Source organism: Corallococcus sp. CA049B (assembly GCF_003611685.1).
Taxonomy (GTDB): domain Bacteria; phylum Myxococcota; class Myxococcia; order Myxococcales; family Myxococcaceae; genus Corallococcus; species Corallococcus coralloides.
On the sequence record NZ_RAWC01000026.1, the window covers coordinates 1 to 11,942 of the forward strand.

At 71.2% G+C, this 11,942-nt stretch carries 13 protein-coding genes; 2 read left to right on the forward strand and 11 right to left on the reverse strand.

What is annotated here, in order from left to right:
* Positions 1-184 precede the first annotated feature (184 nt).
* Positions 185-1,183: a YafY family protein gene (locus D7W82_RS08690; protein ID WP_120617889.1), complete on the forward strand. Its 999-nt coding sequence runs from the start codon at positions 185-187 to the stop codon at positions 1,181-1,183.
* Here the strand turns inward: D7W82_RS08690 and lpdA are convergent.
* Positions 1,180-2,577, reverse strand: a complete 1,398-nt coding sequence (lpdA, locus tag D7W82_RS08695) for a dihydrolipoyl dehydrogenase (protein WP_120617890.1) — start codon at positions 2,575-2,577, stop codon at positions 1,180-1,182. The genes D7W82_RS08690 and lpdA overlap by 4 nt on opposite strands.
* 81 nt (positions 2,578-2,658) lie before the next feature.
* Between lpdA and D7W82_RS08700 the strand changes: the two genes are divergently transcribed.
* A complete protein-coding gene (locus D7W82_RS08700; RefSeq protein WP_233587387.1) occupies positions 2,659-3,792 on the forward strand; it encodes a hypothetical protein in 1,134 nt (377 codons plus the stop codon).
* Positions 3,793-3,850: 58 nt separating this feature from the next.
* Here D7W82_RS08700 and D7W82_RS08705 read toward each other — a convergent pair whose 3' ends face one another.
* From D7W82_RS08705 to hisG, 10 genes are all read right to left on the reverse strand, one after another.
* Positions 3,851-4,294 (reverse strand): hypothetical protein, encoded by a 444-nt coding sequence (locus tag D7W82_RS08705; RefSeq protein WP_014396527.1) that lies wholly within the window; start codon positions 4,292-4,294, stop codon positions 3,851-3,853.
* Positions 4,295-4,516: 222 nt separating this feature from the next.
* Complete coding sequence (hisIE, locus tag D7W82_RS08710) at positions 4,517-5,134, reverse strand: bifunctional phosphoribosyl-AMP cyclohydrolase/phosphoribosyl-ATP diphosphatase HisIE (RefSeq protein WP_120617892.1); 618 nt, start codon at positions 5,132-5,134, stop codon at positions 4,517-4,519.
* On the reverse strand, positions 5,131-5,913 hold the full coding sequence (gene hisN, locus D7W82_RS08715; protein WP_120617893.1) for a histidinol-phosphatase: 783 nt from the start codon (positions 5,911-5,913) through the stop codon (positions 5,131-5,133). Before hisN ends, hisIE begins: the two co-directional genes overlap by 4 nt.
* Positions 5,910-6,674: an imidazole glycerol phosphate synthase subunit HisF gene (gene hisF / locus D7W82_RS08720; RefSeq protein ID WP_370450960.1), complete on the reverse strand. Its 765-nt coding sequence runs from the start codon at positions 6,672-6,674 to the stop codon at positions 5,910-5,912. The genes hisN and hisF overlap by 4 nt, the downstream gene beginning before the upstream one ends.
* Positions 6,671-7,216: an imidazoleglycerol-phosphate dehydratase gene (locus D7W82_RS08725; RefSeq protein ID WP_120617895.1), complete on the reverse strand. Its 546-nt coding sequence runs from the start codon at positions 7,214-7,216 to the stop codon at positions 6,671-6,673. Before D7W82_RS08725 ends, hisF begins: the two co-directional genes overlap by 4 nt.
* On the reverse strand, positions 7,213-7,929 hold the full coding sequence (locus D7W82_RS08730) for a HisA/HisF-related TIM barrel protein (protein ID WP_120617896.1): 717 nt from the start codon (positions 7,927-7,929) through the stop codon (positions 7,213-7,215). The genes D7W82_RS08725 and D7W82_RS08730 overlap by 4 nt, the downstream gene beginning before the upstream one ends.
* A complete protein-coding gene (hisH, locus tag D7W82_RS08735; protein WP_120617897.1) occupies positions 7,926-8,519 on the reverse strand; it encodes an imidazole glycerol phosphate synthase subunit HisH in 594 nt (197 codons plus the stop codon). The genes D7W82_RS08730 and hisH overlap by 4 nt, the downstream gene beginning before the upstream one ends.
* Positions 8,519-9,556 (reverse strand): histidinol-phosphate transaminase, encoded by a 1,038-nt coding sequence (locus D7W82_RS08740; RefSeq protein ID WP_120617898.1) that lies wholly within the window; start codon positions 9,554-9,556, stop codon positions 8,519-8,521. The genes hisH and D7W82_RS08740 overlap by 1 nt, the downstream gene beginning before the upstream one ends.
* Positions 9,553-10,854, reverse strand: a complete 1,302-nt coding sequence (gene hisD, locus D7W82_RS08745; protein WP_120617899.1) for a histidinol dehydrogenase — start codon at positions 10,852-10,854, stop codon at positions 9,553-9,555. Before hisD ends, D7W82_RS08740 begins: the two co-directional genes overlap by 4 nt.
* Positions 10,851-11,708: an ATP phosphoribosyltransferase gene (gene hisG / locus D7W82_RS08750; RefSeq protein WP_120587507.1), complete on the reverse strand. Its 858-nt coding sequence runs from the start codon at positions 11,706-11,708 to the stop codon at positions 10,851-10,853. The genes hisD and hisG overlap by 4 nt, the downstream gene beginning before the upstream one ends.
* Between the last annotated feature and the right edge of the window lie 234 nt (positions 11,709-11,942).

The following is an 11,942-nucleotide window of genomic DNA, read 5'->3' on the forward strand; positions in this document are numbered from 1 at the left end:
CCCCCAGCATCGTCGCGATTCCCCGGCCCGCGCCCCGCGTCGCTCCCGCGACCAGGGCCACCTGTCCTTCGAGTGGCTTCATGTCAGTGCTCCCCTTTCACGCGCCACCCTGCATCCCCAATCCTGACAACCCCTGTCATGATTGCCGGCCCAGGCTGAACTTCTCCCGAACCCCAGAGGGCCCATGCGCGCGGATCGCCTCGTCCACCTGTTGATGCGCCTCCAGGCCCGCCCTCGCAGCACCGTGGGCGAGCTGGCGCGCGAGCTCCAGGTCTCCAGCCGCACCGTGCACCGGGACCTGGACGCCCTCTCCACCGCGGGCGTCCCCGTCTACGCCACCCGCGGCGCCGCGGGCGGCGTGGCGCTGATGGAGGGCTGGCGCACGCAGCTCACCGGCCTCACCCGCCCGGAGCTCCAGGCCCTGGCCACGGTGGGCGCCCCGGGAGCCCTGGACGACCTGGGCCTGTCCGGGCCGCTGCGCACGGGCCTGGTGAAGCTGGCCGCCGCCCTCCCCGCCCTCCAGCAGCCCGCGCTGGAGCACGCGCGCCAGCGGCTGCACGTGGACGCCTCCGGCTGGTTCACCGGCCGCGAGCCCCTGCCGCACCTGGGCAAGCTGCGCGACGCCGCCTGGCAGGACCGCCGCGTGTCGCTGAGCTACCAGGACTTCGACGGCGCCCGCTCCCGCCGGACGGTGGACCCCTACGGGCTCGTGATCAAGGCGGACCGCTGGTACCTGGTCGCGGGGACGGACAAGGGCCCGCGCGTCTTCCGGGGCGGGCGCATTGGCGACGTGAGGATGCGCCCCCAGGGCTTCACCCGCCCCCAGGGCTTCGACCTGCCCGTGTTCTGGAAGGACTGGTGCGCGAAGTTCGCCACCGAGCGCCCCCGCTACGACGTCACGCTCTCCTGCACGCAGGAGGGGGAAGCGGCGCTGCGGAGGATGCGTCCCCCGGCCGACGGTGAGCGCATCGACAAAGCGCCCGCGGCACGCGGTGGGAAGCGGAAGGTGACGCTGGACTTCGAGCGGGAGGCCATCGCGGTCTCCCAGCTGTGCGAAATCGGGGCGGGCGTGGAGGTGCTCGCCCCGGAGCCGCTGCGCCAACGGCTGGCCGCGCTGGCGGCCTCACTGGTGGCGCTCTACGGCGGGCCCGGCCAGACGAGGCCGGGCCGCCGCATCCGCTAGAAGTGCAGCGGGTGACCCAGCGTGGCCTCGGCGCCCTCGTGCATGATCTCCGAGAGCGTCGGGTGCGCGTGGATGGTGTGGGCCAGCTCCTCGGTGGTGATCTCCAGCTTCATCGCGACACAGGCCTCGGCGAGCAGCTCCGTGGCGTGCGGCCCGATGATGTGGATGCCCAGCACCTCGTCGTACTTCTTGTCGGAGACGATCTTGATGAGGCCGACCGACTCGTTGGAGATGGCCGACTTGGTCACGGCGGCGAAGGGGGCGTTGCCCACCTTCACGTCGTAGCCGCGCTCCTTGGCCTTCTTCTCCGTGAGGCCCACGGACGCGACCTCCGGGTAGCAGTACGTGGCGGACGGCGTGAGGTCGTAGTTGATGGGCGCGGGGTTCTTCCCGGCGATGTGCTCCACCACCATCACGCACTCGGCGCTGGCCATGTGCGCCAGCATCGGCGTGGGGATGACGTCACCGATGGCGTAGACGTTGGGCTCGCTGGTGCGGCACAGCGTGTCCACCTTGATGAAGCCGCGGTCCACCTGGATGGACGTCTTGTTGAGGCCCACGTCCTCCGTGACGGGCGAGCGGCCCACCGCGGACAGGAGGATTTCGGCCTCCAGCGTCTTCGTCTCGCTGCCCACGGACATGGTGACGCGCACGCCGTCGGCGGTGTGCTCCACCTTCTCCACCTTCGCGCCCGTGTGAACGTCGATCTTGCGCTTCTTGAAGACCTTCTCCAGCTCCTTGGAGATGTCCGCGTCCTCGATGGGCAGCAGCGCGGGCATGTACTCCACGATGGCCGTCTGGCTGCCCACGTGGTTGAACACGGAGGCGAACTCGCAGCCCACCGCGCCCGCGCCCAGGACGATGATGCTCTTGGGGATGCGATCGATGGTCAGGATGGAGTCACTGTTCATCACCCGCTTGTGGTCCACCGCCACGTTCGGCAGGGACTTGGGCACGGAGCCCGTGGCGATGATGATGTTCTTCGTCTCCAGGGTCTGCTTGGAGCCGTCCTCCGCCGTGACCTCCACCTTGCCCTTGCCGGCGATGCGGCCGTGGCCCTTCACCACGGTGATCTTGTTCTTCTTCATCAGGAAGTCGATGCCGTTGGCACCCTTCGTGACGACCTTGTCCTTGTGCTTCTGGGCGTTGGCCCAGTTCACGGTCGGGTTCGCCACATCGATGCCGAAGTCGGACGACTCCTTGATGTGGTGGAAGAGCGACGCCGTCCACAGGAGCGACTTGGTGGGGATGCAGCCGCGGTGCAGACACGTGCCACCCAGGCGCTTGTCCTTTTCGATGATGGCCGTCTTCAGCCCGAGCTGGGCCGCGCGGATGGCGCCCACATAGCCGCCAGGACCCGAGCCGATGATCACCACGTCGAAAGTCTCAGCCACACACGCCTCCGGTCATTTTTGCGGATGGAACTCGCGGGCGCTGATAACCCCCGGTCCCGGTTGGAATCAAGGAGTTTGCTCGTGCGTCGCTTCCCGCTCCACACGCTTCTCTTGATGCTAGTAGCGCTGCTGGCGTTCGCGCGCCTCTATTACGTGTCGCATCAAGCCCCGCCCGCTCCGGCCCCCGGGAAGGCGCCGGCCGCGGCCCCTGTGAAGATCACCCCGCCTGACCTGGGCCCCGCCGCGTGCCGGGGCCTGGACGCCGTCCTGGGGGACCTCCTCCAGAGCGACGGTGGCACCGGAGGGGACGCGGGCACGGCCTGGAGTGACGCACGCCGCCAGCTCGGCGACTGCCCCACCCCACCCGCCGCCGCCTGCGCCCGGGGCCCTGCGCTGGCCTCCCGCGCGCCCCTCACGGCGAAGGACGACCTGCCCCGCGAGCTGCTCGCCACCCTGTGCGAGCGGTGTGCGCCCGCGGACAATCCCTGCGGCCGGGCCGTGACACAGGCGTTGCGGGAGGCCGCGCGCCGGGGGAACCCGCCCCTCCAGGAGGCAAGCTGGAGCCTGGAGCACGCAGGCCCCGCCCTGGGCGCGGCCTGCCAGGAGCTCGCGCGCCAGGCCGTGGGTCCCGCGGCCGTGACGGGGGCGGTGGTGGAGCCACAGCTGATGGCGCTCACGGAGGCGCTGGCGCCCACGTGCGTGAAGACGGGGCAGCTGCCCGCGCCGCTCCTGAACGCGGCGGCGGTGCAGCAGGCCCAGCGGGCGCCCATGCTGGCGACGCTGAACACTGCGGGCTCGGTGGAGACGAAGCCCATCGATCCGGATCAGCCGACGGGGCCCGGGGACGCGTTCCGCGCGTTCGACGGAGATGAGCTGTCGGGGGTGAAGCTGCCCATGGCGGACGCGGGCACGGGCTCGGACGGCGTGCTGCGGCTGGGGTACGCGCCGTCGCTGAAGTACGTGGTGTCCTTCCAGGTGCGGGCCACGGGGCCGGGCTCCCTGCGGGCACACGTCCGCGCGCCGGACGGCGTGGGGCACGCGCAGCCGGGGGGCGAGGGCTTCTTCGTGGATCCCACCGTCTGCCGCTTCCACGGCACGGGCAGGTGGGAGATCTGCAAGCCCGGAGTCCCCCTGCTCGACGTGGACGCGGTGAGCGTCCTTCCGGAGCGGCCGGGGGTGGAGCTGAAGGAGCTGGAGATCATCGGCGCCCGGTAGACACGGGCGCCATCACGCACGCGGCGTCGGAGGGGCTCCGACGTCGCCCGCGTGGGTCTCAGGCGATGAGGCCGCGGTCGCGCGCCTGACGGAAGATGCCGGACGCGTCCTTCTTCAGGGCGGTGGACACGTCCTTGACGATGGCGTCCGCCGACTTGGCGACCGACAGGTAGTTGTCGAACGTGCGCGTGAGGATGAGCACGCCCGAGATGATGACTCGCTGCAGGTTGTGCTGCAGGTCCGTGCCCTCGTACACGAGCCAGGACTGCTCACAGTAGCGGCGGCCCTCGGCGACCATCTGGTTCAGGTGCGCGCGCTCGGTCGCGTCGGGAACCTTCGCCTTGGGGCTGATGGACGCGATGTAGAGCACGTTCTGCCCCAGCCGCTGCGTCGCGTCCTCCATCTGCGCCATGATGGCCTGGACGTCATCCTTCGTCGGCGGGTTGTGCCAGCGCGAGAACAAGACGCGGTCGATGAGTTCGGATTGGTACGTGGCAGACACGAAGCCTCCGGGATGCGAACGCTGATGACGACGGGGCCGCTTCGTCGGGCACGGCCCGTGTCGCAGGGCGGAATCTGTACCAGGATCACAGAGGCGGTTGAAGAGTAGCGGACACACGCCTGCACCTTTGGGGCGCCTGTGTGCCAGCCACGCTGTGAGGATGCAGTGCAGCTGGACAACTCCGCCTGGGTCGAAACCGACACGCCAGACTATCCAGGGAATTCAGGGCGGCTTCGGTCGCGCGCGGGCTGCGAGGACGGTCTTCACGTCGTCCAGGGTCACGCCCAGGGCGCGCACCGCGACGAGCGCGTGGAAGAGCACGTCGGCGGCCTCTTCCGCGGCCCGGTGCGTGTCCGCGTCCGCGCAGGCGGTGACGAGCTCCGCCGCCTCCTCCCCCACCTTCTTCAGGCGCAGGTTCCGGTCCTCCAGGAGGCGCCGGGTGTAGCTGGGCCTCGAGCCTTCTGACTGAAGTCCGGCCGCGCGTGCGGCGAGCGTCGCGTCCAGGTGCGCGAGCGCGTCCCAGCGGCCCTCGCCGAAGCACGTCTCCTCGCCGGTGTGGCAGGCGGGGCCGGCCTTGCGCACGCGCGCGAGCACCGCGTCGCCGTCGCAGTCCGCGGTGAGGGAGACGACCTTCTGGGTGTTCCCGCTGGTGGCGCCCTTGTGCCAGAGGCCGCGCGTGCGCGAGCGGTAGTGCATCTCTCCCGTGGCGAGCGTGCGCTCCAGCGCCTCGCGGTCGGCGTGCGCCACCATCAGCACGTCGCCGGTGCTCGCGTCCTGCGCCACCACCGTCACCAGCCCCTGGCCCTTGTCGAAGTTCAGCTTGGAGAGCTCCAGCGTCATGGCTGGACTCCCGCGCGCAGCACCTCGCGCACGCGCTTGGACAGCGCCGCGTTGGTGGCGATGCCGTCACCGCCGAAGGCCGTGCGAGCGCCCTTCCAGTCGGTGAAGACGCCGCCCGCCTCCTCGATGATGGGCTGCAGGGCCGCCGCATCCCAGGGCGACAGGCCTTCGTCCACCATGACCTCCGCGCGGCCAGTGGCCACGAGGAGGTAGCCGTAGCAGTCCCCCCACGTGCGGGAGAGGGACGCCTGCCGGGACAGTTCCTTCCAGGCCGCGCCCTTCGCGGGGTTCTGGAGGAAGCGATCATCCGTGACGAGCACCACGGCCTGCGCCAGCGAGTCCTGCTCCGACACGCGCGCCGCGGAGCCGTTCCAGAAGCAGCCCAGGCCCGGGGACGCGACGACCAGCTCATTCACGGCTGGGAAGTAGGCCGCGCCCGCGAGGATGTTCTCCCCTTCCGCCACCGCGACCAGCGTGCCCCACAGCGGCACGCCCCGGATGAACGTCTTCGTGCCGTCGATGGGATCCAATATCCACCGGCGCTTCGCGCCCGGCCGGGACTCGCCGAACTCCTCGCCCAGGATGCCGTCCTGGGGGAAGCGCGCCTCCAGCCATTCGCGAGCGGTCCACTCGGCGGTGCGGTCCGCCACCGTCACGGGCGTGCCGTCGCTCTTGGTGTCCACGGCGATGCCGCGCCGGAAGAAGTCCAGCGCCACGTCACCGGCCTTGCGCGCCACGTCGGCGGCGGCCTCCATCAAGTCTCGCGGGTCCGCGTTCATGTCGTGCTCCGGATGGAGATGCCGTTGTCGTTCAAGAGGGACTTCAAGGCGCCCACCGTGGTGAGTCCGTCGTGGAGGATGCCGGCGACGAGCGCCGCGTCCGCCGCGCCCAGGGTCAGGGCATCGCGCACGTGCTCCGCGCGGCCCGCGCCTCCAGAGGCGATGACGGGCACGTCCACGGCCTCCGCCACCGCGCGGGTCAGGTCCAGATCGTAGCCCGTGCGCGCCCCGTCCCGGTCGATGCTGGTGAGCAGCACCTCGCCCGCGCCGCGCCGGACGCACTCCTTCGCCCAGGCCACGGCGTCCAGGTCGGTGGGCCGCCGGCCGCCGTGCGTGTAGACGCGGTAGCGGTCCCCCTCGCGCTTCGCGTCGATGCTGGCCACCACGCACTGGGCGCCGAAGCGCTCCGCGCAGCCGGTGAGCAGCTCCGGCGTGGCCACGGCCGCGGAGTTGATGCTCACCTTGTCCGCGCCGGCCCTCAGCGCGCGGCCCACGTCGTCCACGGTGCGCACGCCTCCGCCCACCGTGAGCGGGATGAAGAGGCGCTCCGCGGTGCGCTGGACCAGGTCCCACAGCGTCTGGCGCTCCTCGGTGCTCGCGGAGATGTCCAGGAAGGTCACCTCGTCGGCGCCCGCCTCCTCATAGCGCTGCGCCAATTCCACGGGGTCGCCCACGTCGCGCAGGCCCTCGAACTGGACTCCCTTCACCACGCGTCCGCTCTTCACGTCCAGGCAGACGATGATCCGTCGGCGGAGCATCACTTCACCTCCAGGGAGACACTGCCCTTCATGCTGAAGACGACGCCGGAGTCCACCATCGCGTCGCGCAGCGCGAGCCCCAGCGCCTTGAAGGCCGCCTCGGTGAGGTGGTGGCTGTCCTTGCCGCGCAGCACGCGCAGGTGGAGCGTGATGCGCGCGTGCTCGCAGAAGGAGCGCATCCAGTGCTCGTACAGCCGGTTCTTCAGCGGGCCCCGGTAGTAGAAGCGCCCGCCCGCGTCCAGGCACGCCTGCACCAGGGCGTCATCCATGGGCAGGGTGCGCTCCCCGTAGCGCGCGGCGGTGGCGGGGATGACGCGCTGGACGGCGGTGCCCAGGGTGATGGCCACGTCCTCCATCAGGTGGTGGCGCAGATCTCCGCGAGCGCGCAGGGTCAGGTCCAGCCCCGCGTAGCGCGCGAACGTGGCGAGCATGTGATCAAAGAACTTGAGGCCCGTGTCCACCCGGGCCACGCCGGTTCCGCGCGCCAGCTCCACCGTGATCTGGGTCTCCTTCGTTTCGCGGACGACCGTGGTGACCGTGCTCATTGCGTGAACTCCCGCGCGACCGCGCGCGCATCCAACCGACCTGTGTACAGCGCCATGCCCACCACCGCTCCGTATGCGCCCACCTTCGCCAGCGAGCGCAGGTCCTCGATCGTCGTCACGCCGCCGGAGGCGTAGAGCCGGTGCCGGCTCGAACGGGCCACCTCCTCCATCAAGGGCAGGTCCACGCCGCCCAGCTGCCCCTCCTTGTGCACCGCCGTGACGAGCATCCCGCCCAGCGGCAAAGGCTCCAGCGCGGACAGCACGTCACGGATGTCGCGCGCGCTGCCGGACGTCCAGCCGCGCGTCACGACCTCGCGGCCCTTCACGTCCGCGGCGACCACCACGCGGCCGGGGAAGCGCTCCGCGACCTCGGTGAGCCAGGCCAGGTCCTCGATGGCGCGGGTCCCCACGACGACCGAGGACGCCCCGCCCGCGAGCACCGCCTCCACGCGCGAGGCCTCACGGACACCGCCGCCCACCGTGAACGTGAGGCCCGGGGCATGCGACACCAGCCGGGCCACCACGTCCGCGTTGGAGCCCTTGCCCAGCGCCGCGTCCAGGTCCACGACATGGAACGTGCGGAAGCCCAGCGCGAGCCACTGCTTCAAGGCCTCCAGCGGATCCTTCACACGCACGCGCTCCTCTTCGTAGGAGCCCCCCACGAGCTGCACGCACGCCCCTTCCCGAAGGTCGATGGCCGGGATGGCGATCATGAGGACACCTCCTGGAGGAAGGCCTGCACGAAGCGCACGCCCGCGTGGGAGGACTTCTCCGGGTGGAACTGCACGCCCAGCACGTCTCCGCGCCGCACGGAGGCGGGGAACCGGTCGCCCTCGTGGGTGGTCCAGCCCACCACTTCGCGCGCATCCACGGCGCGGCAGACGAAGCTGTGCGCGTAGTACACGGTGGACAACCGCGCGGACTGGAGCGCCTCGTCCTCCTCCACGTCGTTCCAGCCAATCTGCGGGACGTGCCGCGCGGCCAGCCGCGTCACCCGGCCCGGGAAGTAGCCGAGTCCCTGCCCTGCCCCCTCGTCGCTCTCCTCGAAGAGCAGCTGCATGCCCAGGCAGATGCCCAGGCACGGCAGGCCGGCATCCAGCGCCTTGCGCATCGCCTCGCGTCCCGGAGCAAGCCGCGCCGCCGCCGAGCCGAACGCGCCCACGCCGGGGAGCACCAGGACGTCGGTATCCAGCGCGCGCAGCGGATCCTCCTGCACGCGCACGTCCGCGCCGGGCGTGGTGGCCAGCGCCTTGATCAGCGAGTGCAGGTTGCCCGCGCCATAGTCGAACAGGGTCACCCGCATCACAGCACCTCCTTCAAGGCCTTCAGCGCCGAAGCCATCATGGGCCAGGGACCGCAGCCGATGCGCAGCGCATCGCCCACGCCCGTGAGCCCTTCGAATACCCGCACGTTCACGTTGCGCTCCCGCAGCGCCTCGCCCACCCGCCGTGCTTCCGGCACGGGGACGAGGAGGAAGTTTCCTTCCGAAGGGAGCGGCTCCAGCCCCAGCGCCTTCAAGGCGCCGCGCAGCCGCTCGCGGTTCTCCACCGCCTCCGCCGCGCAGGCCTCCATCCACGCGACGTCATCCGTGAGCGCGGCCACCGCCACGGCCTCGCCCAGCGCCGTGTGCTTGTAGGGCCCGCGGGCCTTCTCCACCTCCGCCACCAGCGACGGGGCCCCGGCGCCCCACCCCACCCGCAGGCCCGCGAGTCCGAACGCCTTGGACATCGTGCGCGTCACCAGCACGTTGGGCCGCGTCCGCGCCAGGCCGAGGAGGTCCCCGCCCCGCGTGAACTCCACATAGGCCTGATCAATGACCACCACCCCCGGAGCGGAGTCCACCAGCCGCTCCACCGCCGCGCGCGAGGCCACCGTGCCGGTGGGGTTGTTCGGCGTGCACACGTAGATGACCTTCGCTCCCGTGGCGAGCAGGCCGTCCACGTCCAGGTCATGGTCCGCGCGCATAGGCACGGGCACCGGCTTGAGCGCGCTCAACCGGGCATACATGGGCACCATCACGAACGTGGGATCCGGAAAGGCCACTGCATCCCCGGGCTCCAGGAAGGCCCGCAGCGCGCAGTCGATGACGTCGTCCGAGCCGCAGCCCGTCGTCACGTTCTCCACCGCGACGCCCGCGTACGTGGCCACGGCGCGCTTCAGGTCCGGCGCATAGCTTGCGGGATATCGCGCCAGCCGAAGGAAGCCCTCCTCCCGCAGCACGCGCTCCGCGGACGGCGGCGCGCCGAAGAGGTTGGTGTTGTCGCTCAGGTCCACCCGGCACGGCTTCTTCGCCGGGGAGTACAAGGGGATGTCCCGGTACGTCTCACGAAATGGAATCACGGCACCCTCCAGGCCCGGGCCGCGGCCGCGTGAGCGAAGAGGCCCTCGCTGTCCGCCAACGTCCCCACGTCGTCCGCCATCGCCGCCGCAGCTTCCGGTGTCACGCGTTGCCACGTGGTCCACCGGTAGAAGTCCAGCACGCTCAAGCCCGAGTACGCCCGGGCCAGTCCCGCCGTGGGCAGCACGTGGTTGGCACCGGTGAGGTAGTCACCGAAGGCCACCGACGCGCGCTGTCCCACGAACACCGTGCCCGCATTGCGAACCCGCGCCAGGTCCTCCGAGGGCTTCGCCGTCGCGAGCAGCAGGTGCTCTGGAGCGAACTCCGCGACGAAGGGCCACGCCTCCTCCAGCGAGTCGATGCGCAGCACCGCGCCCCTGCTCCCCAGCGCGGACAGGACGATGTCGCCGCGCCGGGCGACGCGGGCCTGCTCCTCCACCGCGTCCCGCACCGCCTGCGCCAGCGGAGCGCCCACCACCAGCGCCACGCAGCAGGCCTCGGGGTCGTGCTCCGCCTGGGCCAGCAGCTCACGCGCCACGGCGTCCGGACGGGCGCTCGCGTCGGCGACCACCAGGATTTCGCTCGGGCCCGCGGGCGCGTCGATGGCGACGGCGTCCACCACCTGGAGCTTCGCGGCCGCCACGTACGCGTTGCCCGGTCCAACGATGCGATCCACGCGGGGAACGCTCTGGGTGCCGTAGGCCAGCGCGGCCACCGCGCCCGCGCCTCCCAAGGCGAAGACGCGGTCCGCCCCCGCGAGCGCCGCCGCCGCGAGCACGCCCGCGCTCGGAAGGCCGTCCGGCCCTGGCGGAGAGCAGACGATGACTTCGCCCACGCCCGCGACCTTCGCTGGGACCACGCCCATTAGCACGCTGCTGGGGTACACCGCCCGGCCGCCAGGGGCGTAAACACCGACGCGGCTCAGCGGATCCGGCCGGCGGCCCACGGTGACTCCGGGCTCCGTCTCCACCTCCAGGGCCTGGGGCCGCTGCGCCTCATGCGCCCGGGCGATGTTGCGAGCCGCGCGGCTCAGCGCCTCGCGCACGCCGGAGGGAATCGACTCCAGCGCCGCGCTCCACCGTTCACGTGGCACCTCCAGGGCCGCCAACTCCACGCGGTCGAACTCCCGAGCGAAGTCGAAGAGGGCCCGGTCGCCCTCCGCGCGGACCCGGGCGATGAGCGCCTGGACGCGGGAGGCCACCAGCGCATCTGACTCGCCCGTGCGCGCCAGCAACCTCCTCCGCGCGTCGGGCTCCAGCGAGGACAACGCTCCCTGGTACTTGAGGACCGGGGCGCTCATGCCATCAACCTCTCGATGCGCGTGACGAGGATGCCCTGCCCGCCCAGCGCCTTCAGCGCGTTGACCGTGCGGTAGAGGTTCCGCGACGAGACCACCGCGTGCACCGCGACGAAGTGGCCCCCGTTCATCACGTCCACCACCGTGGGGCCGTTGAGGCCGGGCAGCACCTCGCGCACCTGCTCCAGGGACGTCTTCGGGACGTTGGCCATCAGGTAGCGCCGCCCGCGCGCCGCCAGCACCGACCCCAGCGCCTGCGTCAGTTCCTCCAACGCGCGCCGCGCCTCCGAGTCATTGCGCGGATACGCCACCAGCCGGGCGCTCGACTCCAGCACGGTGGCCACCTCCCTCAGGCCATTCATCTTCAACGTGGACCCCGTGGACGTGAGGTCCACCACGATGTCCGCGATGCCCAGGTGCGGAGCGATCTCCGCCGCGCCGCTCACCGGCACCACCGTCACCTTCTGCCCTCGCTGCTGGAAGAAGGCCTGCGTCAGCCGGGGGAAGCAGGAGGCCACCCGCATCCCCTCCTTCACGTCCTCCACGCGGGAGATGCCGCTCTCATCGCGCGCGGCCACCACCAACCGGCAGCGGCCGAACTCCAGGTCCATCAGCGGCTCCAGCTCGCGCCCGGCCTCGTTCACCAGGTCCCAGCCGGTGACGCCCGCCTGCGCGGCGCCGTCCGCGACGAACTCCGGGATGTCCTGGGCGCGGACGAAGATGGCTTCGAACTCGCCGCCCAGGGACGCGGTGAGGGCCCGCTCGCCCCGGGCGCGCACCTCCAGGCCCGCGTCGTTGAACAGCTCGCGCACTTCCTCGGACAGACGTCCTTTGTTGGGCAGGGCAATCTTCAACATGGGTGGGCTCGGGGGACTGCGGTGGCGGAAACGAAAAAAGGCCCGTCCTGGGGGGACGGGCCTTCGATCACTGCGGCATCTGCCGGAAGTGGGTGCGTTCTAGTGCGTCACCCAGGCATGCGCGCGGCGAACGGTCCCGTCATGGGCCGGCCGATGATGCGCATGGTGGTGATGCAGGGACGTGGAACGCACGGCCCTAGGGTTAACGACCGGAGGCCTCAACGTCAAGTCACC